This is a genomic window from Streptomyces caatingaensis (assembly GCF_001187435.1).
Lineage (GTDB): Bacteria > Actinomycetota > Actinomycetes > Streptomycetales > Streptomycetaceae > Streptomyces > Streptomyces caatingaensis.
Genome location: NZ_LFXA01000013.1, coordinates 257,982 through 283,459, shown reverse-complemented (window position 1 = coordinate 283,459; position 25,478 = coordinate 257,982). Strand labels below are relative to the sequence as shown.

The window sequence follows — 25,478 nt, the reverse complement described above, 5'->3', positions numbered from 1 at the left end:
CGGTGCGGGTCCTCTCGTGTCGTCAATGTGCTGCGACGATAGATCAATAGGCGGTGTGATCAAGGGAGTTGGGGAAAGAGTCCGGCCACCCGCGACTGGTGAACCAGCACCCGGCGCGGTAGTTGACGATCGCGGCGCGCATGTACGGGACGACGTCGGCGGGCAGCGCGTCGAGCGGACTCCACAGCAGCCCGGCGCACTTGTGCGGCTCGGCGTTGGACACCTCGCCCGTCCAGCGCCCGCAGACGGCGAAGAAGTCGACGCGGCTGCCGCCCTCCAGGCGGTGCACGACCGACACCACCTCGACCTCCCGGCGCCGCACCGTCACACCGACCTCCTCCCGGGCCTCCCGGGCGGCCCCGCCGTACACGCTCTCGTCGTCCTCCAGATGACCGCCGACCAGGCTCAGCCAGCCGTCCCGGTAGCCGGTGCCGCGCCGGCGCGAGAGCAGCACGTTGCCGTCGCGCACCAGGAGGAGCCAGACGGCCGCGATCACCTCAGGTGACCTCGGCGGCCTCGGGCCGGGGGTCCTCCCCGGCCCGGGAGCCGCGCGCGGCCGTGACCGGGCCGGCCGGGGGCCCGGGCAGCAGCGCCGGGTCCTTGGCGGCCAGCCGGCCGTCCAGGACGAGCAGGTCCAGCTCGCTGCCCAGGAAGGTACGGACCGCGTCCCGGGGGAGTTGACGATCGGCTCACCCGCCAGATTGAAGGAGGTGTTGAGGAGGACCGGGACCCCGGTCAGTTCCTCGAAGCGCCGGATCAGCGCCCAGTAGCGCGGGGCGTGCGCGCGGTCCACCGCCTGCGGGCGCGCGCTGCCGTCCACGTGCACCACCGCCGGAATGCGGGAGCGCACCTCGGGCCGTACCGTCGCCGACACGTTCATGAAGGGGGAGCGGTGCGCGGCGTCGAAATAGTCGTCGAAGCGCTCCGACAGCACGCTGGGCGCCAGCGGCCGCCAGATCTCCCGCCCCTTGATCCGGTTGAGCCGGGAGACGATCCGCCGGTCCCGCGGGTCGGCGAGCACGCTGCGGGCGCCCAGGGCCCGGGGGCCGATCTCCGCCCGGCCGCAGAACCAGCCGACGATCCGCCCCGCGGCCAGGGCGGCGGCGACATAGCCGGTCAGCTCGGCGTCCGACAGCCGCACCGATGTCAGGCCGCCCGCCGACAGGGCGTCGGCGATCTCGGCGTCGGTGGCGCCGGGCCCCCAGTAGGCGTGGTCGATCCGGGTGGGGGCGAAGGGACCACCGGTGGCGCGGGCGTGGGCGTGCGCGGTGTGCAGGGCCGCGCCCAGGCTCACCCCGGGGTCGTGGGCGACGGGCAGGAAGTAGTACGCGTCGAAGAGGCCGCTGGCGGCGATCCGGGCGTTGGCGGAGCAGTTCTGGGCCACGCCGCCGGCGACGACCAGGCGGCCGCTGCGGGTCGACCGGCGGGCGGTGCGGGCGAGTTCGAGCAGCGCCTCCTCCAGGGCGGCCTGCGCGGCGGCGGCGAAGTGCGCGTAGGCCATCTGCTCCTCCCCGTGGCCCGCCACGTACGGGAAGGCGGTGCGGCGCCACCAGTCCAGCAGCGCGGCGCGCATCTCCGTGCGGGTGTCGGCGGTGTGCGGCACCCGGACCCCGGCCGCCAGGGCGGGGCCGCCGTCCTCGGTGATCAGGGGCATCGTCTCCCGCGCGGCGGAGGCCTCGGCGCGTCCGTAGGCGGCCAGGCCCATCAGCTTGCCCTCGCCGCGCGAGGCGGGCGACTCCAGCCCCGCGTACTGGGTGGCCGCGCGGTAGAAGTGCCCGAGGGAGGCGTTGACCGGGTAGCTCGCCAGGATGCGGATGCCGTCCGCGTCCCCGTACGCCACGGAGCTGGACTCGCGCTCGCCCTGCCCGTCCACCACCACGATCGCCGCCTCGTCGAAGCCGCTGGACCACAGGGCGCTGGCGGCGTGGGCCATGTGGTGGGCCACGGGCACCACCGTGGGGCGCAGCGGGCGGGCGAAGTCGGCCGGCAGGGCGTTGTCCAGCTCCAGGCAGGGCGCGGGCGGCAGCGGCGGGTCGAAGCGGGCGACGTCCCAGCCGGTGGCGACGGCCTCGACGTCGCCGGCCCGTGCCCCGGCCTGCCGCAGGCAGGACTGGACGGCCTCGATCGGCATCTCCAGGCGGGCCCGCTTGCGGCGGCTGAACCGCTCCTGCTCGGCCATGGCCAGCAGCCGGCCGTCCTCCAGCAGCGCGGCCGAGGGGTCGTGGAAGCCGAAGTTGATCCCCAGGACGAGCATCAGAACCCGCCCTGCGCGGTGCGCGCCCGCCCGGCCGGTGCCCCGGGCCGTACGGGGGCCACGGGGTCCACGAGGTCCCGCAGGGGGTGTCCGGCCCGGAGCCGGTGGATGTTGGCGCAGGCGGAGCGGAAGTACATCTCGGCGACCTCCCGGGTGCGACCGGCGATATGGGGTGTCAGCAGCAGATGGGGGGACCCGTCCAGCGGGGAGGACGGGCCGGGGGGCTCGGTGGTGAAGACGTCCAGCGCGGCCCCCGCCAGGTGACCGGCCCGCAGCGCCCCGGCCAGCGCGTGCTCGTCGACGAGCGTGCCGCGCGAGGTGTTGACGAAGTATCCGCCGGGGCGCATGAGGCCGAAGAGCCGGGTGTCGAAGACGAAGGGCGCGGCGGGGTCGGGGCGGATGTGCAGACTGACGACGTCGGCGGCGGCCAGCAGCTCGTCGAGGGGCCGGTGGACGGCCGCCAGGTCCCGCTCCTCCCCGGGGGCGAGGCGGGTGCGCGACCAGTAGGCCACCTCGGCCCCGAAGGCGGCCAGCAGCCGGGCGGTGGCCCGCCCGACGCGGCCCATGCCCACGAGCGCGACCGAGGCGCCGTCCAACTGCCGGGTCGCCGCGTCGAAGCGGTGGGAGCCGCCGGCCTCACGCCACTGCCCTGACCGTACGAACGCGTCGGCGTCCGGCAGTTGCCGCAGCAGCGCGAGGATCACCATGACCGTGTGCTCGGCGGTGGCGCGCGCCGCGAAGCCCGAGCGGTTGTGGGCCACCGGGACGCCCCGGGCGCGGGCGGCGGCGAGTTCGCCGGAGATGTCGAACTGTCCGCGCCCCAGGCGCTGGACGAGGCGCAGGCGCGTCATCCGCGCGAAGTCCGCCTCGGTGAGGGGGGCTTGGTCGACCAGCACCGCCTCGCACCGGGCGAGCCGCTCGGCGCGCAGCGGGTCGGTGTCGTCGGTGAACTCCAGGTGGTAGGGGGGCGGGGCGAGTTCGTCGCGCAGCACCCGTTCCCCCAGTGCGCTGACGGCGCCGCAGACCAGCACGTTCACCCGGTGCTCCCTTCTTCCGCGGCGGCGGGCCAGTCGTGTCCGAGCGCGGTGAGCTTGCGCCGGGCGACCTCGGCGTCGACCGCGTCCGGGACCGGCAGCAGGCGCCGGGGCAGCCGCGTCGTGCCGAGCCCCGCGAGGTGCGCCAGGCACAGGGCGTGCAGGGCGAGGGAGACGTCCATCATCTCCGGCGGGTTGATCCCGGCGAAGACGTGGTTGTGCCCCGGCCCCTCCAGCAGCGTGAGGTGCTTGCCGTCCAGGAGGTAGGTGATCCGGCCGGGCCCGGCGCGGCGTTCGGTGGCGGCGCCGTCGAGTGCCGCGCGGTCGATCTCCTCCCGGGAGTGGCCGATGCCGCCGACCACCGCGCCGTCCTTGAGCGCGCGCAGCCGCTCCAGGGTGAGCACCCGGGCGGAGTCGGTGACGGTGAGGACCACGTCGGCCGCCGGCAGGCCCTGGTCCAGCGGCACCAGGCGGTGGCCCTCGTAGACGGCACGCAGCGCGGCCACCGGTGAGACCTCGGCCACCGCGACCCGGCCGTGGCACCCCCGGGCGTAGTCGGCGACCGCCCGTCCGGTGACGCCGAACCCGACCACCAGGACGTTCTTGCCCGCCAGCAGGACGCCCGCGTCGAGCAGTCCGCGCAGGGCGGCCTGCCCGGTGCCGTGCGCGGTCTCCACAGCGGCCTTCAGCGGGGAACCGAAGACGGAGAGCAGCGGGAACGGCAGGTCGCCGCCGAGCGCCCCCAGGTTCTTGACCGCGTTCCGGGAGTGCGCGGTGCCGCCGGTCACCGGCGGCGGCTGCGGCGTCCGGCTCCAGAGCCGGGCGAACTCGCCGTTGTCCAGCACCAGGTCCGGCGCCGCCGTCAGCACGGCGCGGGCGGTTGCGGCGGACTGCTGCACCGGGGCGGCCCATACCTCGGCGCCCAGCTCGGTCATCTCCTTCGCCGCCCCGGCGTCGAAGGTCGTGGTCTTGGAGGAGACGACGGTGACCCGGGCGCCGCCCGCCACCAGCACCCGCACCAGGCCACCGGCCTCCGGCGTGACGTTGAGCGCGGCGGCCACCCGGCGACCGGCCAGCGGGCCGCGGTCGCCGAAGTCCCGCTCCAGGGACGACAGAACGGGCATGACGGGGCGGGCGGCCGCGGGAGGTGTGCGGGTCATGCGACGTACCCCAGGGACCGGAGCTTGGCGCGGGCCACGGCGTCCGTCAGCTCGCCGGGCATCTCGCCCAGCCCCGGCGGCAGTTGGCCGCGCCGCTCCCACAGGCGGACCGTGCACAGCGCGTGCAGGGAGAGCGAGAGGTCCATCATCTCGCCCGCGTTGCCGTCCCCGCAGACATGGTTGAACTGCGCGCCGCCGCCCAGCAGGTAGAGCGACTTGCCCGGCAGCTGGTACTCCTCCAGACCGGGCGCCACCGGCAGCACCTTCTTGGCCGCGGCCCGCAGCGCCGGGACGTCGATGGCGTCCGGATAGTGCCCGATGTTGCCGAGCACCGCGCCGTCCTGGAGCAGGTCCAGGTCGGGGCCGGTGATGACGTCGTGCGTGCCGCTGGCGACGATGACGGCGTCGGCGTAACTCAGCGCCCCCGTCAGCGAGTCGATGCCGTACCCGGCGGCGACGGCCCGCAGGCACGCCACGGCCGAGACGTCCACCACCGTCACCCGTGCCCGCAGCGCCGAGAGGTAGGCGGCGATGCCGGCTCCCGCCGTGCCGTACCCGATGACCACGACCCGCTTCCCGCCGAGCTGCATCCCCGTCGCCCTGATGAGCGCGGCGGCGGTGGACTGGCCGGTGCCCATCGGCGTCTCTATGGCGCTCTTGAGCGGGTTGTCCGCCATGGCGATCACGGGTACGGGAGGCCGGTCGGGCTCCTCGGCCAGCAGCTCGCGGACCGTCCGCAGTCCGCTGCGCGAGTGCACCGTGGCGCCCGCCAACTCGCCTGCTGCCCGGGGTGATCGACGGCATACGCCCAGGAGCGTCGAGTTGTCGATCAAGAGCTGCGGGCGGAACCGGTCCAACTCCTCGGGGAGCGCACCGGGTTCCCCGGGAAGCACGCGCACCGCGCGCAGCCGCTCCAGCTCGGCCACGGCGCCCGGGTCGACCGTGCGCGGGTCGGACGGGAACAGGAGGAGCTGTGCGCCGGCGTCCTTGAGGGAGACCAGCAGGTGGGCGCTCTCCGCGCTGATGTGCAGGGCGGCGGCGATCCGTACGTCGCGCAGGGGTTTTTCGGGGCGGAACCTGCGGCGCAGCGCGGTCAGGACGGGCATCTGGCGCCAGGCCAGCTTGACCCGGGCGCGCTCGGAGGCGGGGGTGGGGGCGGGCGGGGGCACGGGTGCGGGGGAGGAGGGGGACGAGGAAGGGGCCGGGGCCGGGGAACCGGGCAGGGACGGGGAAGTCACCGCGTTCGTCGCCCCGTTCACGCCTGCGACTTCCACAGCCGGCACATGGACACCAGCCCGTCGGGGGTCTGGGGTTTGCCGTTCTTGGCGAGCACCGTCTCGGCCGGGCAGCCGCTGAGCCACGGCTCGTCCTTGGCCTGGAAGGTGGCCTGGGTGAACAGCTCGAACTCGTTGTGCTGGCGGTTGAGCCGGAGCCCCCGGTCGGTCATCGTCGCGAAGTGCATCGGCTCGTCGAAGAGCACCGAGCACACGTAGCAGCGGCCGTCGGGGAAGATCGACAGGCGGTCGAGCGAGCAGCCGACGCAGCCGCGGTAGCCCTCGTCGATGTAGCGGTCGAGCTTCTTGGCGTGGGCGTAGGTCGGCGGGTACCAGATGGACGTCTTGTAGTCGTCCTTGATCGACTCCAGGTGTTCGTAGAAGTCGATCCAGCGCTGCGGCGAGAGCGACCAGTCCTCGGCGTTGGCGATGCCGCGTCCCTCCTCGGAGAAGACGTGGAAGTTGACCATCTTCACGCCGAGTTCGTCGGCGAGCGCGAGCAGCGGCTCCGCGTCGTCGATGTTGAGCTGGGAGATGGTGCAGATCAGGCGGACGTCGTAGCCCGCGGCGATGGTCTCGCGGATGCACGGCACGGTCTTGTCGAACATGCCCTCGCCGCGGATCGCGTCGTGGGTGGCCGGGCTCGCGCCGTCCAGGCTGAAGGAGATGTAGTGCAGCTTCTCCGGGGCGATCTTGTCGATGGTGCGCTCCAGCAGGCCATTGGAGTTGATCATGACCTGGCGGTAGCCCTGGTCGAGGGCGTAGTCGACCATCCGGGGCAGCTCGGGGTGGAGCGTGGGCTCCCCGCCGAGGAAGGTGATGTACTCGCCGCCCAGTGTGCGGCAGTAGTCCATGATCTTGGTCGCGCGCTCGTACGTCAGCGACAGGCCGCGCTCCAGCCGGTCGCCCATGTAGCAGTGGCCACAGCGGAGTTGGCACTTCTCGGTGATGTAGAGGTAGATGTTGTGGAACCGCTTGTAGTGGACCCGGGTGCGGTCACGGGGCGCTGCGGTGACGCTCTCCGTGGGTATGAACGCTTCCATCGGCACTCCCTGTACTGCTGTACGGAAGGAAACCCGGCCGGGGTAAGACTTTCGGCGGACTCGTCAACAGGCGCTCTGCGCAGGCGAATGCGGCCGATCCATGTACCCCTCACGCTTTTTCGAGGCTAGTGGCGCTGCTTCGTATGAGGAGAGAGGTGTTCCGGTCGCTGCCCTGGGCGAGTGCCGGGAGCACTCTTCCGGAGGGCGTACGGGGGCAAAGCCGGGCAAAGGTGATGGTTGAAGCCGGGTGGGCGTGGTGGCCGTCGACGGCCGCCGGCGCTCGCGAGGCGTCGCCTCACCGCACGGATTCGCTGATCAGGCGCCTACTCATGGCGTTCGCCGGGGAATTGACGACCCGTCTTGTCCACTTTTCGTGCACTGCGGCCGAATCCCGATTGTGCTGGATGTGCCCTGCGTCGTAGGTTGATCCATTTAGGTATGCCTTACCTAAGCGGCTTGGGGGGTGTCGCGGCCGGGAGCGGGGCGCGGCCATGGGAGACGCGGCCGCCGCCGGGCGTCGGCGGGTCCGGTGCCGGCTCGGGGCCTCCGGGGTGTTGTCGGGCCGGGCACATTCGGTGAAGCGCCGGTGGTGCGTACCGCCTGCGCGCCCGAGGGCCGCGTGCCGCTCGCCCAGGGGCGGGACGCCGTGGTGTGCGCCACCGTGGTCCGGTGCGAGCGGGATGTGGGCTCGCGGTCAGGGACGCTCCGCTCGGCGGGGGTGGGCGGTCATGGGCAGATGGTCGGGGTGGGGCATGCCGGCGGGAGAGGGTCTGGGCGTGTGGCCGGCGACGGGCGCGAGATGCCAGCGGGCCAGGACCGTGGCCAGGGTGATCACGCTCTCGGTGACGGCGTACGTGTCGCCGACGCATTTGCGGTTCCCGGCTCCGAAGGGGATGAACCCCGGAGGCAGAAGGGCGCGCGCGGGCCGGTCGGGATCGAAGCGATCCGGGTGGGGAAAGAGGCGGGCGTCGCGGTGGAGGGCGTAAGGGCTGAAGGCCAGTTCCGTGCCTGGCGGGAGGGCGTAGCCGCCGAGGTCGACGGGTTCAGTGGCGCGGCGCATGAGCAGGGTGATGCTGTGCAGACGCAGTGTCTCCTCGAAGACGCGGCGGGTGTACGCGAGTCGGGGCAGCTGGTGGCTCCCCACCGGAGACGGGGGCGTCCCGAGCACGGCGTCGAGTTCGGCGACGATCCGTTCCTCGACCCGCGGGTGCCGGGCGATCTCATGGAAGGCCCAGGCGAGGGTGGAGGCCACGGTTTCGGTGCCGGCGAAGAGCAGGGTGACGAGTTCGTCGCGTACCTCGGTGTCGGTCAGGGGCGAGGCGAGCAGGGCGGACAGCAGGTCGGTCCGGTCCGAGGGCGGGTTGTGCCGGGCGGTGGTGATGAGGTCGTCGACGGCCCGGTGCAGCCGCTTCGCGGTTGCGTGGAAGCGGCGGTTCGGCGAGCTGGGCAGGCGGTCAAGGAAGGCGGGCGTCACCGCCCGCATGAGCATGGCGTGATGCCGGGCGGGACCCGAGCCGACCGCTTCGGCGAGCGCCCGGTGTCCGTTCCCGGCGACACCGGTGGGGAACAGGGTCGCCGTCAGCGTGCCGACCGCGAACGTCCTCATCTCCTTCTCCACCGCGATGAGTTGGCCCGGCGTCCAGGACTGGGCGAGCTCGCGGGCCCGCTCACCGATGATCCGGCAGTAAGCGGTGATGCGGTCGTTGTGGAACATCGGCTGGATCAGCCTGCGGTGCGCGCGGTGGGTACGGGCGTCGGCGGTGCCCAGGCCGTTGCCGAGCATGGGCCGCATCAGCTGGTGGAACCGCCCCTTTTCGAAGCCGCGGGCCTGCCGGGTGGTCACCGCCTGGATCAGGTCGGGGCAGGCGACGAAGACGACGGGCAGGGCGCCGATGTCGATACGGACCAGTTTCCCGGCGTTCTGGAGGCTCCTGAGGAAGCCGAGGGGGTCGCGCCGCAGGGGCAGGGCGTGACCGAGCAGCGGCAGGCGGCCGGGGGCTGTGGGCATCTGCTCGAGACCGCGGAGCATGGCGCACCTTCCTCCGTAGGCGCTAGAGAGACCACCACCAGGAGATGGCGGGGATGGCGAGCGGCTCATCACTGCTGTCGGAGGGGCGGTCGGTGAAGGCGGCGGGCAGCGGCGCGGGGGCGTCGGGGGTGGTGTAGCGGCTGGTGGTGATGCTCCAGTCCTGGCCGCCGCGGATGAAGGAGTCCAGCATCCCCAGATGCGTCCCCAGTCCCGGGCCGCCGTCGGCGGCCGCGAGCCGGTCGCGCAGGTGCAGATAGCGGCACAGGACACGGTCCCGTTGGGCGACGCACTCCCGCACGGCCGCCGGTGCGGACAGCGACCGCTCGTGGGCGAGGACGCTGACGGCGTTGAGCCGGTGGCGACTTGTCCGGCTCTCCCGGTGCAGCGAGAACAAGTCGTTGTCCCAGCAGATGACGAACTGCGCCATCTCGGTCACCGCCCGCACCGCACGGGCATCGCGCACATCGGCGTCGAGCCGGTGGGCGGGGTTGGTCTCCATGAGGCGCCAGATCGCGGGAACGGCGCCGTCGTAGAGCCGCATCAGGGTGTAGTCGCCCAGCCCCGGCACGACCCGGCGCCGCCGGTGCTCGGCCTCCCACACCACCGCCAGGAAGTACTCCCGCAGGCCGTCCACCCAGCGCGCCACCCCGCTCGGCGGGGCGTACGCCTCGGCCCTCCGCCGCACGTCCCGCAGCCCCGCGGCGAGCCGGTCGCCACGGAGCACGTCGCTGTCCGGGTGCTGCGCGACCCTCAGCAGCCGGGAGAAGGCACCCGCCAGCCACCCCGGGTCGCTCCCCAGCTCGTCGTCCTCGCAGTACCCGTCGTCCACCCCGCACAGCCAGCACATGAAATCCGCGACCACCTGGACGAAGGCTTCGTCCGCCTCGGGCAGCATCCGCGCGGCCAGCGTTCCGAAACCCTGCCCCGCCAGCTCCTGCCGCTGCGGCAAGGTGCCGATGCCGAAGCGCTCCACCCACGCCGCGCTCCGTTGATCGACGGCCGCGTGCGCCGGGTGGATGGCCGACACGAACGGTGAGTACAGCGCCGAGATCGTCACCCGGCCCAGCTGCGCGGGGAGCACCTGCCCAGGCGCCACCGCCTCCCCCTCCTCACAGACCACGACTCGTCCCGCAGCGGGATACCCGCCCGGACACGACACATCGCCCTCCCCTCCGGCACGGCGATGTCGCTCGCATCCGCCCGAAGTCCTTCTCCCTCTCCCTCAGCAAAACTCCACCGTGGCAAGCGCGCAGCCCCGACCCGCGGGGCGCATGGATGCACACCGAGGGGAGGGGTGTACGCCCTCTGCGCCGTTGCGGGGACGGCCTCGTTCTGCTGGGGAGAGGGGTGGCCGGGAGGTCCGGACAGGCGGCTGGGGGCCGACGGCACCGAGGTCGCGGTGCAGCGCGGGACGTTCAGCCGCGGGCACCGGTCCCCGGGACTGGACTCGGGGTAGAGAGCGGAGGGCCCCGCACGGAACCGCCGGGAGGCCGGGGGTTCACGTGCCGGGCCGCGCTCACTTGGTGGGGCCGTCAGACTGCGGTCAGGGCGAACGTACCCGTCCCGTCCTGCCTGCCACTGGAGTACTGGCGGATCAACTCCCCATCCGCGTAGCGGTCGTAGCCCATCATGGAGCCGGTGTACTTGTTCTGCACACCGATCTTCGAGCTGCCGGGTACGTCGCGGTAGATGGAGAACCGCTGGAGGTCGTCCTCACCGCAGGTGGCCGTCGTCAGGTATGCCTGTTCCACGTTGGCGATGTCCGCCGGGATGGTCGCGCAACCGCCGTTGCCCCAGTTCCACAGGGTCGCCTCGATGATCCCGTTGTTCTCCGTCACATCGCACAGCCGCCAGTTGTCCAGGTGGGCACTGGTCCAATTGGACTGGCGCAGACGGATGCCGTCGTTGGCCAGGAGCGGTGCGCTCCAGTTCAGGGGCTTGCCGGGGACGTCGATCCTGTAGGCGGCGGGTTGGCAGTTCAGGGCGGCGCGCGGGGCGGGCTTGGCCGCCTGGGCGGCCTTCATCCGCTGGGGGTCCTTGGCGGCTGTGGCGGCGTTGCCGGCGTCGTGCTTGGCCTGGTCGGCCTTGGCCGAGGGAACCGGTCCGGCCGGGTGCTTCGCGGTGGCGGCGGGGGAGCCGCAGTCGAGGAGATCCTGTGCCTTGCGCATGATGCTGTTGGCCGGGACGGTGTCCTCGCAGCGGACCGCGCCTTCTTCGAGGGTGGTGTAGGTGGTGTAACTGCCGCTCCCGGGCCCATCGACCCACGTGGTGGCGTAGGTGCCGTTGCCGGTGTCGACGCGGTTGCAGTTCAGGCTGCCGTACCGCCCGGTGACCTTGCGGGTTCCCTCATAGACGCCGTAGTAGCCGGGCCTGCGGAAGTCCCAGGAGATGGACTTGGACTGGCTGCTGGTGGTACTGGAGGACATCTGCACGTTCAGGCCCAGGCTCCCGCCCACCTGGCCGAGCAGCTCGACCTGGAAGCTGCCCTGGATGTTGGCGGAGAGGCCGACCTGGACGGTGACGACGGTCTGTGTGCTGGTCTCGATCGTCTGGGAGCCTGTCGACCCCTCGGTGACGTACCAGCCCTTGAAATGCGTGATCGTCGGAACGACCTGCGTGGACTTGATGTACGGGTAGCGCTTGCCGAGGTCGGCCGACGTACAGGAATCGCCGAGTTTGGGCTGACCGGCCGCCGGAGTGGCCGGTTTGACCGCGGCCGGAGCCGCCGCGGGCGGAGCGGCCGTCGCCGTTGCAGCGGCGAACGCGGAGGCGGCGAGCGCGGTGAGGACTGGCAGCCCTCTTCTCCAGAGACCGGACGATCGTGAATGACGCATCGTGCTCATCCCCCTCGGACCAGGCTCCGCGTTGGGGCAGGTGGGAGTCCCGGCCAGTGGTGTGGTCGGTGTGAGGGTGGGCGGTTCTTGATCAGGGTGAACGTAGCGTCGGCGGCGGCGGAGTGGCGATGACGGAATCGGTCGGTTTCGGGGCGCAGCCCGTGGCCTGTCATGGACTGTTCGGCAGGCTTGCCCTGAACGGGTTCAGCAGAATTTCATGTGCGGAGATACAGTCCGCCGCAATCAGTGTGGAGATGGCTGCTTGGTCCTGAATCTGCTGCCACGCCTCCGGCAATCAGTGAGTGCCGGACCAGTTCCTCATGATCTGCCGACGCGGCCGACCGCCATCAAATAGCCATGGAATTCGGCCAATTCGTGCACTCCGGAATCGAGTGCCTTCGGCGGCCGGGGCGGCCTCGATATTTGTGCGCTTGCCCAAACAGCTCTAAGAACGACGCAAGCAGGCCGTCACCGGCGAGATGAGGGGACTCGGCAAAGGTGGCGCGCCTGCCCGAGGAGAGGCCGGGCTGTCCAGGGCCGCATCTGCTCGGCGCCAGAGGAATCCCTTGTGAACCGGGATCAGATGCGCCTGCCGGGCCGACTGCGGATGCGAGCACCAGAGCCGGCCGGTGTCCGAGAAGGCCATGACGCAGCGGCACCGTACGACAACCTCGCCTGCCGCCGAGGTCGAGCGCCCGGTAGCTGATGGCCGGCCGTGCCCCACGGCCGGCCCCCGGCAGCGTCCGCAGACCCCGAGCACGTCCGCTACGCGCACCGAGACCGTACCAACCGGAAGACACGGAGAAGGAGATGAACATGTCCATACCGGGTTTACGTCGCCACCGCGGAGGTCGGGACCGAAAGCCGAACAGGCTGCGCCGTGCACTGTCAGGGGCGACGGTGACCGCGACGGCCGCCGCTGTCGGGTTCAGCGGTGGCGCGGCAACGGCCGCCTCCGCGCCCACGTATCCCGCCGACCGCGGGAGCGTCGTCACGGAAGGCCCGACGGAACACACCATCACGTCCAAGATGACCACGGTGCGGGTGACGGAGCTGGTCCCCACACCACCGGACCGCGCGGGCAACGTCACCGTGCGGCTGGCCGACGGGAGGACCATTCCCATCCCGGCGGCCCACAAGGACCTTGTGATGCGCCGCGCCGCCCAGCAGGCCAGGGCCCGGCTCAAGGCCGCCGAGCCCAGACCCTGCGGCATCCCCTGGGTCAGGCTCAAGGAGAAGTCCAACCACCACCCGTTCGCCATGGAGACCGGGTTCGATGTGTTGGGCGGGTCGGCCATCGGCTACAAGTGGCGCGTCACCATCAAGGGGCCGAACAACTACACCCACGAGTACACCAGTCAAGGCCAGCTTGCCTTCCGCGGCAGCTGGCAGGGCGGCTACACGAGCGATAAGAACCAGGACGAGGGACTCTACACAGCCGAGGTCGATCCCGCTGTATCCCACTTCCAGTTCCTGAACGGCGACATCTGCGTGGCGGAGCCGGCGCGCAGAACGGAGCGCCTCACCAAACCGAAGGCCGCATGCCTGAAGATGATGCAGGCCAATTCCGGCGACGGGTGGATCCTCAACAGCACCCAACCGGTCCCGCACCGCAACCAGACCGACCCGACCAGCCCGGCCGGTACCCGGGCAGCCGGCGCGCAAGCCTGCCTGCGGAAGACACTCGGCAAGGGCAGCCCGGCTTCCGGGGAGATCACCGGCTGGCAGGACGCACAGGAATTCGCCCGCCCGTACGCCACGCCCGGCACCCCGGCACCGTACGGGCTCGCCCGGTGCCATCTGATCGCCAACATCCTCGGCGGGAAAGGACAGACACTGGACGGGGGACAGGACAACCTCGTCCCCTGCTGGCAGGTGGGGATGAACACCGGAACACCCAGCATGCGGACCTACGAGACGCAGGTGAAGGACGCGGTCGACGCGACCACCATGGGACCGGACGATGCGGTCTACTACCAGGTGACACCCCTCTACAAGAACGATGCCAGTACGATTCCCACGGGCGTCACCATGAGTGCCGCGATTCAGCGGGCGGACGGAACGCAGAGTCTGCTGCCCATCGCCGGTGTGACCAACACCAAGGGGAACACCGGGCTGCTCAACCTCGGAAACTGACATCCACCGGTTAGTGCCTACGGGAGCCAGTATGAGTCGCACCACGCCGCCGCGGCCGCTCGACGTCACCGCACTCTTCCCTCAACTGGCCCCGCTGGCACGCACGGCGACCCGGTTGCACCCCCGCCCCGGATCACCGTCCGTGCACGACAGTTCCGTCGGCGGGCCGCTGCTGTGGCCCGCCGACGAGCCGTGGCCGCACTGCGACGAGCCGCACGAAGAATACGGTGCGAACGCAGGCCCCTCGCCAGAGGACGTGCGGCTGCTGCGTCGCCACCGGGCGGCGATAGAAGAGCGGCGGCGCCGCGAACCTCAGGGCCCCTGGGCCACGCCCGAGGAACTGGCGACCGACACCCGGCTCCAGGCCGGCCGTCCGTGGCCCGAGGGCCCGGTCGCCATGCTGCCCGTGGCCCAGCTGTACGTGCGTGACATTCCTCAACTCCGCACGCTCGGGCCGTCCGAGGCCGATCTCCTCCAGGTCCTCTGGTGTCCCTTCGACCACCCGGCGAACCCCAGGCCCGTACTGTTCTGGCGGTCCGTCGCCGAGGTCACCGACATCCTCGGCGCCCCTCCCGAGCCCTCCGCGCTCCAGTTCTCCGACTACCTGCCCGATCCCTGCCTGTTCGCACCGGAGCAGATCACCGAGTACCCGAACTTCCTGGAGCTGAGCAAGGAGCTGCAGGAGCAACTGAGCGACTGGAACAGGTGGCAGGCGGCCGGATCAGCGGTGGACAGCTCCTACGAGCCCGCCCCGGACGAGTTCTACCTGAACCACCTCTCGGTCTCCCCCGGTTGGAAGGTCGGCGGCTGGAGCAACTGGGGCCTCACCGACCCCATGCCCCGGCGCTGCCCCGCGTGCGGCACCGAGATGGAGCCGCTGCTGACGATCGCCTCGACCGAATGGGACGGTGGCACCGAGAGCTGGGCCCCCATCGAGGACCAGGCCGGCGACCCCCTGCCGCCGGGAAATCCCCCGGCGAACTTCACCGGTGTCGTCCTCGCCAGGGGCTATGGCATGCAATTTCACATCTGCCCGGTGTCCCCGGAGCATCCGTTCATGGAACTGATTCAGTGAGGATTTCTCGGACACCATCCGCCTCGGGCAGGCCCTAGACCATGTCTCTCCGATCATGAGCGGAGCCGGATGATGACGGTCGCGAAGGTCACGGTGCCCAGGAACACGTAGCCTCGCTTGTCATAGCGGGTTGCCACGTCTTGGAAGCCCTTGAGCTTGGTGATCGCCCGCTCGACGACGTTGCGTTTCTTGTACCGTTCCTTGCCGAAGCCGGGAGGCCGGCCGCCGTGCGAGCCGCGCTTGATGCGGTTGGCCGCCTGGTCGGCCTTCTCGGGAAGGACGTGCCGGATACCTCGTTTGCCCAGGTAGGCCCGCGTGCGGCGGTTGATGTACGCCTTACCGGCGCTGACGCTGTTGGGGCGGGTGCGGGGCCGCCCGGCACCGTTGCGCGGGAGGCGGATCTACTCCATGACGGGGGAGCCGGCTCGAACTGGATGCAGTCGGCCCGCTGTCCAGGTGTGCCCACCAGGGACAGCGGGCGACACCGGCCGTCGGCGCTCAGGTGCACCTTGGTGGTGAACCCGCCGCGCGATACTCCGGACCGTACAGCGTCCCCGCCCAGCCGAAGACGGCCCCGAAGAACTCTGCGGATTCCCGAGCCGAGGCGGTGGGAAACTCGACCATCGTGAAGCTGTTCATGCCCTCGATCATGTGAAGGGCCGTTGAGGCGGGGTGCCCATACATCCCGGTGACAGTTCCGGGTGTGGCCGACAGCGGCCACCCGACATTCCCCAGGTACGGCCAGCTGGCACGCCCGCCCATGGCCAGCAGTGCCCCTCATGGGCGGCCAGCAGCACTGTGTGTGACAGCGCGCGTGGGCCCGGGCAGGGCCGCCGGCGCACGACCAAGCGTTACGGGAGGGGCGGGAGTGTCAGTGGGGGATGCCAGGATGCGATCTTCGAGATCATCGCAGGAGGTTGTGCATGCGTTCGGTATCAGTTGCGGGAACGACTGTCTCCTACCGGAGGGAGGGCCAGGGCACCGGCCTCACCCTGCTGCACGGCAGCATGAGTGATGGGGCGTCAGGTTTCGGGCACCTGGTCGGCCGATTTGCCGACTGCCGTGCGGTCGTGACCCCCGACTTCGCCGGAGCCGGGAATTCGACCATCCCGAACGGGCCGCTCTCGCTCGATCTGCTCGTTGCCCAGGCCGTGGCGGTCATCAAGGACTCTGCCGATGGGCCGGTGGACCTGTTGGGCACCTCCCTGGGGGCCGTGGTCGCTGCCGCCACGGCGGCCACCCACCCCGAACTCGTCCGCCGGCTGGTTCTGGTGGCGGGGTGGGCGAGCAGCGACGACGCCCGCCACCAACTGGTCTTCAAGACGTGGGAGCGGTTGCTGCGCTCCGACCCTGCCCTGGCGACACCGTTCGGCCTCTCGCTCGCCTTCAGCCCGTCGTTCCTCGCCGGTCTCGGAGGCGAGCGGGTCAGCCAGCTCGCCAACCGGAAGTTCCCGGACGCGACGGACCGGCGGATCGAGCTGGGCCTGCGCATCGACATACGCCACCTGGTCGGCAGAATCACCGCGCCCACTCTCGTCGTCGGCCTGACCCAGGACTACTTGGTGCCTTCCCGGCACGCCAAGGCTGTGCACACTGCGATCCCCGCCAGCCAGTACGCGGAGATCGACAGCGGCCACGCCGTACAACTGGAGAAGCCGGACGAACTGGTACATCTTGCGCGAGGCTTCTTTCTGACCGACACCGCCACGGTGACGGGCTGAGTCGTTGAGTCCGCACCCGCGCAACCTGGACAGATCAACCATCTACTGACTACCCACCGTCACCGCTGGCGGCCGGCTTCACTCCCCCTCAACGGGCCGCCACTGGGGAATTCCACGCGGCCACCAACATGTGGCCGCCCGCTATGACAAGCACAGCTACGCCTGTCCGGCACGGTCACCACAGCCGGGCTGCTTGTCTGGCTCTGCTCATGATCGAGGAGACAGGCCCTAGGCCGCTGCGCAAACGGCCTCCGCCCGTTTGCGCAGCGCCTGGTTGAACGTGTCGAGGTCGCCCGTCCCGGCGAGGATCCTGCGGCGGAGGAGAGGGACGAGGACGCCGGTGAACCGCTCGTGCTGGACGAGGCGGGTACCGCCGCCGTCCAAGTCCGTGAGGACGAAGCGGTGTTCGCGGTCGAGCAGGCCCGGTACGAGCAGCCGGCCGCGCCAGCCCAGCTCGCGCCCGGGGACGACGGCGCACACGCGCGGGCGGACGGTCCTCGGCCGGCGGCCCGCCGGGTGCGTCCGCAGCCGCAGCCGGGCGCCCACGGTCACGGAACCGGACGCCTCGCGGACGAACGGATTCCAGTCTCCGTAGTGCCCGAAGTCGGTGAGCACCTCCCAGACCCGTGCGGGAGGCGCCCCGATGTCGATCCAGGCGGCTGTCTCACGCATCTCACCCCGATGGTCCCCCGGTTCCCGCCCCATCGCCATAGGAGGCGACGATTCCCAGGGTCACGAAGACCGCTGTGTGCACCACCAGCACCGTGCGTAAGGCGTACGGGGCGAGGGCGGCCGGCCCACGGGTCGGTGCCGCCGCGCGGCCGACCCGCCGCGCGGCTCCCGGCGCCTTTGGTGCGGGTTCCCCCACCCACCCGGTGTAGCCGGAACGGCGCATCCGCCTGGCAGCGTCACGCCGGCTGGGTCACTATCACGCTATGTCAATAAGTCGACATAAATCGGAATGCGGCGACACCGTCGCCGCCCGCCGCACGATCGCAGTCGGGATGATCGGCACCACCCTGGTCTGGTACGACTTCTTCCTGTACGTCGGCGCATCGGTCGTGGTGTTCAAACACCAGTTCTTCCCCTATCTCGCCCCCCTGTCCGGGGTGCTGACGGGCATCGGTCTGTACGGTGCGGGGCTGGTGGCGCGCCCGCTCGGCGGTCTGCTCTTCGGTCATGTGGGCGACCGGTTCGGCAGGCGCGTGGCCGTGACGACGACGCTGTTGCTCACCGGGGCCGCGACGGGCCTGATCGGCCTGTTGCCGTCGTACCGGCAGATCGGGATCGCCGCGCCGCTGCTGCTGGTGGCGCTGCGCATGGCGCAGGGGCTCGGCCTGGGAGGCGCCTGGGGAAGCGCGGTCGTCATCTCGCTGGAGTCCGCCCCGCCGGGACGTCGCGGGTGGGTCACCAGCTGGGCCCAGATCGGGGCACCGGCCGGGAACCTGCTGGCCTTCGGCGTGACAGCGGCCGTCACGGCCTGCATGACACCCGCCGAATTCCTCGCCTGGGGCTGGCGGTTGCCGTTCCTGGTCTCGGCCGTCCTGGTGGCGGTGGGGCTGTGGGCACGGGTACGCATCGCAGAGACACGGCCGTTCCGGCAACTGTCCATGACGGGTTCACGTCCCAGACTGCCGGTCCTCACGCTGGTCACGAGGCACCGGAGCGAGCTGATGACGGCCGCCGCCCTGGCGCTGGGGATGGACGTCGCGCTGTTCACCTTCTCCTTCGGGTACGTGCTGAACGCCCTCAACGTCACGGGCCTGTCCGTCGTCCCCCTCCTGTGCTTCACGGTGCTCGCACCCCTCGCCCTGATCACGCTGATCCCCGTCTTCGGCGCCTTGTCCGACCGCTGGGGACGACGGCGTGTCTGTCTGGCCGGCACCGCCGTGACCGCACTGTGGGCCGCCACGTTCCCGGCCCTGTTCCGGACCGGATCGCTGCCGGCCCTGGCCGTCGTCTGTCTGCCCGCCCTGCTCGCCTTCGCGGCGGCGCTCGCCCCGCAAACGGCCCTGATCGCCGAGCTGTTCCCCAGCCGGGTACGGCTCAGCGGCGCCGCGATCGGCCATCAGCTCGCCGGCCTCCTCGGCGGCGTTCTCGCCCTCTTCCTCGCCGAGCAGGTGACCGGCTGGGGGCGCGCCCCCCTGGCGGTACCGCTCTGTACCGCGGGGGCCCTGACCCTCAGCGGCGCGGTGCTGCTGATCGCACACCGCTCTCCACGAGAAGCACCGGCACGAGGAGAACCGGCATGAGAATACCCTGGCGTCTCACCTCCGTCGTGACGGCCGCCGCCCTGCTCGGCGGCCTCTTCCTCCACAACGTCTCGTCGGCGCGAGCAGCACAGATCATCACCTGTGACCACTCCTGGACGATGACCTTCGAGCCCGGCCTGACCATCACACCCCAGCCGAAGGTCTCGGTGAGAGTCGGGAACCCGGACGGCACGCTGAGCCGGTGCACCGGCGATCCCGCGATCAGCGCGGCGACCTTCGTGACCGAGGGCGCGGGCTCCAACGTGACCTGCGCGGCGGGCATATACGGCAACGAGGCCGGTTCGACCGATCACGTCGTCTGGAACGCCACGAGCGGCGAGACCGCCATGGACTACAGCTGGACCATGCGGCCCGTCGGGGACCTGCTGAGCGTCAGCACCCCGTTGAGCGGCGGCATCACCCAGGGCCGCTACAAGGGCGGAACCTGGACCGCGACGATCGACCCGACCCGCTCCACGATCGGCCTGACGGACTGCATGGCCCCGGGCGGCCTGAAGTCCATGAAGATCGCGGGCACGCTCATCATCACCACGCCCGGATGAGCGTCCGCCCTGGGAAAGGCCACGGGAAAGGCTTCCTGATGCGCACCCGCCCGAACCCCGGCACCGTCGCGCGGTACTACGACGCCATGACGCCCAAACTGCTGGGCAAGTACGGAGCCGGCCCGCGCGTTCACTACCACATGGGCTTCTACGCCTCCCGGACGTGCCCGGACCACCCGGACGGGACACCGCCCGACACGATCCGGGCCAGTATGAACCGGCACCAGGAGCTGCTCCTCCGGAAGACGGCCGAGGTGTGGGACGCCCCCACCCGGTTCAGCGGCGCCGTCCTGGACGTCGGATGCGGGCTCGGCGGGCCGGCCATCTGGTGGGCGCAACGCTACGGGGCGGACGTCACCTGCGTCACCATCGCCCCTGGGCATCCACCGATCATCGAGCAGCTGGCCGAACGAGCCGGCGTGCGGGACAGGATCGAGGTCCTGCTGTGCGAGGCGGAACGCGTCCCCGCCGGGAGGCTGTACGACACGGCGGTGGCGATCGAGTCGGCGGACTACTTCGACCGGTCCCGCTGGTTCCAGCGGCTCGCCGGGCTGGTCAGGCCCGGTGGCAGCGTGTGCGTGGAAGACGTGTTCACCAGGGAACCGAGAGGAGCCCCGGTCTGGTCGGACTACTTCTACGCCCGTCCCGGCAGCGTGGAGGAGTTCACCGAGGCCGCGCGCGCTGCCGGGTTCCGCCTGGCCGACCTCGTCGACGTCACCGAGGAGACGGCGCCCTTCTGGACGGAGAGCGCCGCCTGGACGAGGGCGGTGCTCGACGGCCCCGGCAGCGAGCGTCTCGACTGCGAGGAGCGGCGCCGCCTCCGCATCTCCCTCCACATGCACCGGGCGCTGCATGAGGAGTGGCGCTCCGGGAGCATGCGCGAGGCGATCCTCCGGTTCGAGAGGACCGGTGTCTGAGATGCGGCTCGCCTGCGGCCACGGCTGGGTCACCGTGCCCGGACTGAGGATGCCGATCCCGGTGCACGCCCCGAACCCCTTCCGGGAACACGCCGCACGGGAGGTGGCCGACTGGCTGGACCGTCATGGCCTGTGCCGGTCCCCCGGTTCGCGGAAGCGGCTGGAACGTGCCAGGATCACGCTGCCCGCCGCCCTCGCCTTCCCCCGGGCCCCCAAGGACGTCATCGTCCTGAACGCCCTGTGGACGGCGTGGGTGTTCATCGTGGACGACGAGTTCGAGGAAGGGCCCGTCGGCCGCCGGCCGGAACGGGTCGGGGACGTCGTCGGCGCCCTCCTCGCCGCCCTCGACGGAGACGGCGCCGGGAGCCCGGTGGAGCGAGCCCTCGCCGAGCTGTGGCAGCGCACCCGGACCGGGCGCTCCGATGCCTGGTGCCGGTACATGCGCGCCACGGTCGGGAGGTGGATGCTGACGTACCACCAGGACAGCGCCGACCGGGCCGCCGGGCACCGGCCCACCATGGAGGAGTACCTCGCACGTCGGCCGGCGGCGGTCGCCGCGTACGTCTACCTGGCCCTCGGCGAGCCCGCCGCGGGCCTCGACCTCGCCCCGGAGAGCCGCGCCCTCCCGTCCCTCCGCCGGCTGCGGATCGCCTGCGCCGAGTACTGCGCCCTCTCCAACGACCTGTGGTCGGTGGCCAAGGACGACCGGTCCGGGGACGAGAACGCGATGACGCTGATGCGGTACCACGACGGGACGCGGCCTCAGGACGCGATGAACAAGGTCGGCGCCGTCCTGGACCGGTGCGCCGGCCGCATCGTCGCCCTGCGCGAGGAGCTGCGGTCGGCCGGGGCGGGAGCGAGCGTCCTGGCCTGTGCCGCCGCGTACGAGGACGTCGTGCGCGGTTGCTTCGACTACTGGCCGCTGGCCGCCCGGTACGCCGATCCGTCTCGCGAGGCGGAGGGGACGGAGCCGTCGGAGCGGTCGGACAGTGTCCACCGGCTCTTCGACGGACTGTTCCTGAACGCCGATCAGCGCGACTCGCTCCGCCTTGCGTCTCCCGCGAAGACGCTGGTCGACGGACGCGACTGAAAGTCCGTGGTCTCCGTCGGCCCAGGGCCGCGCCGGGCTTCTACTCTCGCTCCATGACCGAGAACGAGATCAAGCTCAAGGCTATTGCCGCGTTGACGGCTCTCCGTGGCGGTGTGGGTGCGGAGTATGTCTCGGATCTGCTCGGTGAGGTGGTCCCCCCGCACTTCGTGGTGCCTGCCGACGGGGACGCCAGAGAGGTCGGGCTTGCCGTGCTGAGGCAGCTCTCCGAGCCGTTGAGCGCGCTGATCACCGGGTTTGTGCTGGCCTTCGGGGCGCTCGCGGAGGTCTACGAGCAGACGGGTCCGACGGCCTCCGTGGAGGAGATTCTGCAATCACTCGCACTTGAACTCTCACGCAACTCGGAGTGACCTGCCGCAAGACGGCTGGTCACGAGGGGGACGGCGGCGGGTTCCAAAGCGTCGGCCTCCACCCGGGTACGAGGCCGCCTTGATTCTGTCCGGCTCAGGTTTTACGACAGATAGGAGGGCAGTGGCGACGGTGCCGCGCCTCTCGCGGTCTCGGGAGAGGAGGTCCGAGGATGGCACGCGCGGTTGGAATCGATCTGGGGACGACGAACTCGGTTGTCAGTGTCCTGGAGGGCGGTGAGCCCACCGTCGTCACCAACGCCGAGGGTGCGAGGACCACTCCTTCGGTCGTGGCCTTCGCGAAGGGGGGCGAGGTGCTCGTCGGTGAGGTCGCCAAGCGCCAGGCCGTCACCAACATCGAACGCACCGCCCGCTCGGTCAAACGGCACATGGGCGATGCGCAATGGCGCTTCCCGGAGAAGGGCGACATCGACGGCAAGCGGTACACGGCGCAGGAGATCTCGGCGCGGGTGCTGCAGAAGCTGAAGCGGGACGCCGAGGCGTACCTGGGCGAGGACGTCACGGACGCGGTGATCACCGTGCCGGCGTACTTCAACGACGCCCAGCGCACCGCGACCAAGGAGGCCGGTGAGATCGCCGGACTGAAGGTGCTGCGGATCATCAACGAGCCGACTTCTGCCGCCCTGGCGTACGGACTGGACAAGGAGAAGGAACAGACCGTGCTCGTCTTCGACCTGGGCGGCGGCACGTTCGACGTCTCGCTGCTGGAGATCGGCGAGGGCGTGGTCGAGGTCAAGGCGACCCATGGCGACACGCTTCTGGGCGGTGACGACTGGGACCAGCGGATCGTCGACCACCTGGCCAAGCAGTTCAAGAACGGCTACGGCGTCGACCTGTCCAAGGACAAGATGGCCGTGCAGCGGCTGCGGGAGGCGGCCGAGCGGGCCAAGGTCGAGCTGTCCTCGTCCACCGAGACCACGATCAACCTGCCCTACATCACGGCCTCCGCCGAGGGCCCGCTGCACCTGGACGAGAAGCTCACCCGCGCCCAGTTCGAGCAGTTGACGGCGGACCTGCTGGACCGCTGCCGGGAGCCGTTCGACCAGGCGGTGAAGGACGCGAACATCAAGGTCTCCGACCTTGATCACGTGATCCTCGTCGGCGGTTCGACGCGGATGCCGGCGGTGACCGGCCTGGTGAAGGAGCTGACCGGCAAGGACCCCCACAAGGGTGTGAACCCGGACGAGGTCGTCGCCATCGGCGCCTCGCTCCAGGCCGGTGTCCTCAAGGGCGAGGTCAAGGACGTCCTGCTGCTGGACGTCACCCCGCTGTCCCTCGGCATCGAGACCAAGGGCGGCATCATGACCAAGCTGATCGAGCGCAACACCACGATCCCGACGAAGCGCTCCGAGATCTTCACGACGGCGGAGGACAACCAGCCGTCCGTGCAGATCCAGGTCTACCAGGGCGAGCGCGAGATCGCGGCGTACAACAAGAAGCTGGGCATGTTCGAGCTGACCGGCCTCCCGCCGGCCCCGCGCGGCGTCCCGCAGATCGAGGTCACCTTCGACATCGACGCCAACGGCATCATGCACGTGGCCGCGAAGGACCTCGGCACGGGCAAGGAGCAGAAGATGACCGTCACCGGCGGCTCCTCGCTGCCGAAGGACGAGATCGACCGCATGATGCGCGAGGCCGAGCAGCACGCCGAGGAGGACCGCCGCCGGAAGGAGGGCGCCGAGGTCCGCAACCAGGGCGAGCAGCTCGTCTACCAGACGGAGAAGTTCCTCAAGGACAACGAGGACAAGGTCTCCGCCGAGGTCAGGACCGAGGTCGAGACCGCGGTCTCCGAGCTCAAGGAGAAGCTGAAGGGCGAGGACACCGCCGAGATCCGCACCGCGTCCGAGAAGGTCGCCGCGGTCAGCCAGAAGCTCGGCCAGGCCATGTACGCCGACGCCCAGGCCGCCCAGGGTGCCGCCGGCGCCGCGGGCGCGGCCGGCGGCCGGCAGGCCAAGGCCGAGGACGACGTCGTCGACGCGGAGATCGTCGACGAGGACGAAGGGGAGAGGCGGCGGCACTGACAGGTGCCGCCGCCTTGGGGAACCGGCTCAGTCGGCCCGGTTCTCCGTGTGCTTGGGCAGGAAGAACATCAGGGCCCACATCAGGGTGAGGAGGCTGCCGACCCACCACAGCACGGTGACGAACGCGTCGCGGTGGAGTCCGGCGTCGGGCGAGCCGCCGGTGGTGGCGAAGAACACCAGGGCGGTCAGCGCGGTACCGAGGGCGATGCCCAGGTGGATGGCGGTGTTGAACAAGCCGGAGGCGGCTCCCGCGTTCTCGTGCGGGACCTTGGCGAGGGACAGGTCGGCGAGCGGGCCGCTGACCATGCCGAGGCCGAAGCCGATCAGTACCACCGGAGCGGTCATCGCCGGCAGGGTCAACTGCGCCTGATCTTCGGCGGCCTGGAGTCCGTAGGCGGCCATCGCAGCGGCCGCGATGAGGGCTCCGGCCTGGGGAAGGCGACGGGCGAAGCGCCCGCCGCTCCTCGCCGCGAGCGTCGCGCCGGCCAGCTCACCGACGGACAGCAGCACGAAGGCCAGGGCCGCGTGGAAGGGGCTCATGCCCAGCCCGCGCTGGAGGTAGAGGGTCCAGGTCATGAAGAACAGCCCGCACAGCAGGCCGTGCAACAGCTGCGCGGCCGTGCCGCCGGAGAACTGCCTGCCCCGGAAGAGGGACAGGGGCACGAGGGGCGCCTTGTTCTGCTTGCGCCGCTGATGGCGCAGGAAGACACCCAGGGCAAGGAGACCGGTGGCGAGCATGGCGAAGCACCACAGCGGCCAGTGATGGAGGTGCCCCTCACTGAGCGGGAAGACGATCAGGACGAGGGCCAGAGCGGACAGCAGCATGCCGGCCAGGTCGGGCCGGGCGGCGTTCTTGACGGTCGACTCGGGGATGAACCGGCGTCCCAGGAGGAGCACGGCAAGGCCGACGGGCACGTTGACCAGGAAGATCGGCCGCCAGGACAGCCCGAACACGTCGGCCTCGGTGAGCAGGCCGCCCATCACCGGGCCCAGGACATTGGCGAGCGACATGACGGCCCCGTACAGACCGAACACTTTGCCGCGGTTGTGCCCGTCGAAGGTGACGTGGAGGGTGGCCAGGATCTGCGGGATCATGATGGCCACGCCCACACCCTGGAGGGCGCGGGCGCCGATCAGCACGCCCGGCCCGGCCGCGAGGCCGCACAGCAGCGAGGCCGTGGTGAACACGACGGTGCCGATGAGGAGGACCCTGCGCCGGCCGTAGAGGTCGCCGAGGCGCCCGCCGGTGATCAGCCCGACGGCGACGGGCAGGGAGTAGCCGGTGGTCAGCCACTGCACCGCGTCCGGTCCGGCGCCGGTCGACTCCTGGATCGCGGGCAGGGCGGTCAGGACGACCGACTGGTCGATCATGTCCATCAGCTCGGCGCCCAGCAGCACCAGGAGGGCGATCCAGGCCGTCAGGCCCATCTTCGACAGTCCGGGCGTGGGGTGGTTCGGGGGTTCGGTGGTGTGCTGCGGCTCGTTCTCGAGCGCGGGGGAAGGCACTGCGGGGCTCCTGATCCAAGGAGTCGGGGAGCCCTGCCGTCGGCCGCACCGGGGCCGGACAACACGAAACCCGGGGCAGACGGCAGAGCTGCACCCGGAACATGACAGGGAAACGCGGGGGTGGGTAACGCAACTCAGGCCGGTGCGACGTCCGCCCCCGGACACGTTCAGACGATCAGAACG

The 25,478-nt window shown here is 70.9% G+C and carries 20 protein-coding genes; 9 read left to right on the top strand and 11 right to left on the bottom strand.

Features of this window, described 5'->3' with window-relative positions; genetic code table 11:
• Positions 1-43: 43 nt before the first annotated feature.
• The 8 genes from AC230_RS20585 to AC230_RS20550 all read right to left on the bottom strand — a co-directional run bounded on the left by AC230_RS20585 (position 44) and on the right by AC230_RS20550 (position 11,628).
• Positions 44-2,254, bottom strand: a complete 2,211-nt coding sequence (locus AC230_RS20585) for a carbamoyltransferase C-terminal domain-containing protein (RefSeq protein WP_049717765.1) — start codon at positions 2,252-2,254, stop codon at positions 44-46.
• A complete protein-coding gene (locus AC230_RS20580) occupies positions 2,254-3,291 on the bottom strand; it encodes an NAD(P)-dependent oxidoreductase (protein ID WP_049717764.1) in 1,038 nt (345 codons plus the stop codon). The genes AC230_RS20585 and AC230_RS20580 overlap by 1 nt, the downstream gene beginning before the upstream one ends.
• Complete coding sequence (locus AC230_RS20575) at positions 3,288-4,448, bottom strand: NAD(P)-dependent oxidoreductase (RefSeq protein WP_049717763.1); 1,161 nt, start codon at positions 4,446-4,448, stop codon at positions 3,288-3,290. The genes AC230_RS20580 and AC230_RS20575 overlap by 4 nt, the downstream gene beginning before the upstream one ends.
• Positions 4,445-5,617: an adenosylhomocysteinase gene (locus tag AC230_RS20570; protein ID WP_157868620.1), complete on the bottom strand. Its 1,173-nt coding sequence runs from the start codon at positions 5,615-5,617 to the stop codon at positions 4,445-4,447. Before AC230_RS20570 ends, AC230_RS20575 begins: the two co-directional genes overlap by 4 nt.
• A gap of 86 nt (positions 5,618-5,703) precedes the next feature.
• Positions 5,704-6,765 carry a radical SAM/SPASM domain-containing protein gene (locus AC230_RS20565; protein ID WP_053161303.1) on the bottom strand — a complete coding sequence of 354 codons (1,062 nt, stop codon included), beginning with the start codon at positions 6,763-6,765 and terminating at the stop codon, positions 5,704-5,706.
• A gap of 694 nt (positions 6,766-7,459) precedes the next feature.
• Complete coding sequence (locus tag AC230_RS20560; protein ID WP_049717761.1) at positions 7,460-8,794, bottom strand: cytochrome P450; 1,335 nt, start codon at positions 8,792-8,794, stop codon at positions 7,460-7,462.
• A gap of 22 nt (positions 8,795-8,816) precedes the next feature.
• Positions 8,817-9,890 (bottom strand): selina-4(15),7(11)-diene synthase, encoded by a 1,074-nt coding sequence (locus AC230_RS20555; RefSeq protein ID WP_241833303.1) that lies wholly within the window; start codon positions 9,888-9,890, stop codon positions 8,817-8,819.
• A gap of 436 nt (positions 9,891-10,326) precedes the next feature.
• Complete coding sequence (locus tag AC230_RS20550; protein WP_049717832.1) at positions 10,327-11,628, bottom strand: hypothetical protein; 1,302 nt, start codon at positions 11,626-11,628, stop codon at positions 10,327-10,329.
• Between the two features lie 900 nt (positions 11,629-12,528).
• Here AC230_RS20550 and AC230_RS30415 point away from each other — a divergent pair.
• A complete protein-coding gene (locus tag AC230_RS30415; RefSeq protein ID WP_053161300.1) occupies positions 12,529-13,764 on the top strand; it encodes a DNA/RNA non-specific endonuclease in 1,236 nt (411 codons plus the stop codon).
• A gap of 31 nt (positions 13,765-13,795) precedes the next feature.
• Complete coding sequence (locus AC230_RS20540; RefSeq protein WP_049717760.1) at positions 13,796-14,839, top strand: hypothetical protein; 1,044 nt, start codon at positions 13,796-13,798, stop codon at positions 14,837-14,839.
• 498 nt (positions 14,840-15,337) lie between these two features.
• On the opposite strand, the gene AC230_RS31295 is transcribed toward AC230_RS20540, so the two are convergent.
• The gene (locus tag AC230_RS31295; RefSeq protein WP_198535578.1) at positions 15,338-15,478 is read right to left on the bottom strand and encodes a hypothetical protein; all 141 of its coding nucleotides are present in this window, start codon (positions 15,476-15,478) and stop codon (positions 15,338-15,340) included.
• Positions 15,479-15,762: 284 nt separating this feature from the next.
• Between AC230_RS31295 and AC230_RS20530 the strand changes: the two genes are divergently transcribed.
• Entirely contained in the window at positions 15,763-16,560 is a 798-nt protein-coding gene (locus AC230_RS20530; RefSeq protein WP_049717758.1) for an alpha/beta fold hydrolase, read from the top strand.
• 228 nt (positions 16,561-16,788) lie between these two features.
• Here the strand turns inward: AC230_RS20530 and AC230_RS20525 are convergent, their stop codons facing one another.
• The gene (locus tag AC230_RS20525; protein ID WP_049717757.1) at positions 16,789-17,232 is read right to left on the bottom strand and encodes an SRPBCC domain-containing protein; all 444 of its coding nucleotides are present in this window, start codon (positions 17,230-17,232) and stop codon (positions 16,789-16,791) included.
• Between the two features lie 332 nt (positions 17,233-17,564).
• On the opposite strand from AC230_RS20525, the gene AC230_RS20520 reads away from it, so the two are divergent.
• The 6 genes from AC230_RS20520 to dnaK all read left to right on the top strand — a co-directional run bounded on the left by AC230_RS20520 (position 17,565) and on the right by dnaK (position 23,789).
• Positions 17,565-18,812: an MFS transporter gene (locus tag AC230_RS20520; protein ID WP_049717756.1), complete on the top strand. Its 1,248-nt coding sequence runs from the start codon at positions 17,565-17,567 to the stop codon at positions 18,810-18,812.
• Entirely contained in the window at positions 18,809-19,375 is a 567-nt protein-coding gene (locus AC230_RS20515; protein ID WP_049717755.1) for a hypothetical protein, read from the top strand. The genes AC230_RS20520 and AC230_RS20515 overlap by 4 nt, the downstream gene beginning before the upstream one ends.
• A 38-nt stretch (positions 19,376-19,413) precedes the next feature.
• Positions 19,414-20,292, top strand: coding sequence for an SAM-dependent methyltransferase (locus AC230_RS20510; protein WP_049717754.1), 879 nt, complete (start codon positions 19,414-19,416; stop codon positions 20,290-20,292).
• Position 20,293: 1 nt separating this feature from the next.
• On the top strand, positions 20,294-21,382 hold the full coding sequence (locus tag AC230_RS20505) for a terpene synthase family protein (protein WP_049717753.1): 1,089 nt from the start codon (positions 20,294-20,296) through the stop codon (positions 21,380-21,382).
• Between the two features lie 53 nt (positions 21,383-21,435).
• A complete protein-coding gene (locus AC230_RS20500; protein ID WP_049717752.1) occupies positions 21,436-21,750 on the top strand; it encodes a hypothetical protein in 315 nt (104 codons plus the stop codon).
• Positions 21,751-21,920: 170 nt separating this feature from the next.
• Positions 21,921-23,789 carry a molecular chaperone DnaK gene (gene dnaK / locus AC230_RS20495; protein WP_049717751.1) on the top strand — a complete coding sequence of 623 codons (1,869 nt, stop codon included), beginning with the start codon at positions 21,921-21,923 and terminating at the stop codon, positions 23,787-23,789.
• Between the two features lie 27 nt (positions 23,790-23,816).
• On the opposite strand, the gene AC230_RS20490 is transcribed toward dnaK, so the two are convergent.
• On the bottom strand, positions 23,817-25,295 hold the full coding sequence (locus AC230_RS20490; protein ID WP_049717750.1) for an MFS transporter: 1,479 nt from the start codon (positions 25,293-25,295) through the stop codon (positions 23,817-23,819).
• Positions 25,296-25,478 lie beyond the last annotated feature (183 nt).

Bases quoted from the DNA above. Each gene is read 5' to 3' on its own strand.
- AC230_RS31295 (WP_198535578.1), bottom strand. From the start codon at position 15,478: ATGAACAGCTTCACGATGGTCGAGTTTCCCACCGCCTCGGCTCGGGAA.
- AC230_RS20510 (WP_049717754.1), top strand. From the start codon at position 19,414: ATGCGCACCCGCCCGAACCCCGGCACCGTCGCGCGGTACTACGACGCC.
- AC230_RS20525 (WP_049717757.1), bottom strand. From the start codon at position 17,232: ATGCGTGAGACAGCCGCCTGGATCGACATCGGGGCGCCTCCCGCACGG.
- AC230_RS20565 (WP_053161303.1), bottom strand. From the start codon at position 6,765: ATGGAAGCGTTCATACCCACGGAGAGCGTCACCGCAGCGCCCCGTGAC.
- AC230_RS20520 (WP_049717756.1), top strand. From the start codon at position 17,565: ATGATCGGCACCACCCTGGTCTGGTACGACTTCTTCCTGTACGTCGGC.
- dnaK (WP_049717751.1), top strand. From the start codon at position 21,921: ATGGCACGCGCGGTTGGAATCGATCTGGGGACGACGAACTCGGTTGTC.
- AC230_RS20560 (WP_049717761.1), bottom strand. From the start codon at position 8,794: ATGCTCCGCGGTCTCGAGCAGATGCCCACAGCCCCCGGCCGCCTGCCG.
- AC230_RS20505 (WP_049717753.1), top strand. From the start codon at position 20,294: ATGCGGCTCGCCTGCGGCCACGGCTGGGTCACCGTGCCCGGACTGAGG.
- AC230_RS20585 (WP_049717765.1), bottom strand. From the start codon at position 2,254: ATGCTCGTCCTGGGGATCAACTTCGGCTTCCACGACCCCTCGGCCGCG.
- AC230_RS20515 (WP_049717755.1), top strand. From the start codon at position 18,809: ATGAGAATACCCTGGCGTCTCACCTCCGTCGTGACGGCCGCCGCCCTG.
- AC230_RS20530 (WP_049717758.1), top strand. From the start codon at position 15,763: ATGCGTTCGGTATCAGTTGCGGGAACGACTGTCTCCTACCGGAGGGAG.
- AC230_RS20500 (WP_049717752.1), top strand. From the start codon at position 21,436: ATGACCGAGAACGAGATCAAGCTCAAGGCTATTGCCGCGTTGACGGCT.
- AC230_RS20540 (WP_049717760.1), top strand. From the start codon at position 13,796: ATGAGTCGCACCACGCCGCCGCGGCCGCTCGACGTCACCGCACTCTTC.
- AC230_RS20550 (WP_049717832.1), bottom strand. From the start codon at position 11,628: ATGCGTCATTCACGATCGTCCGGTCTCTGGAGAAGAGGGCTGCCAGTC.
- AC230_RS20575 (WP_049717763.1), bottom strand. From the start codon at position 4,448: ATGACCCGCACACCTCCCGCGGCCGCCCGCCCCGTCATGCCCGTTCTG.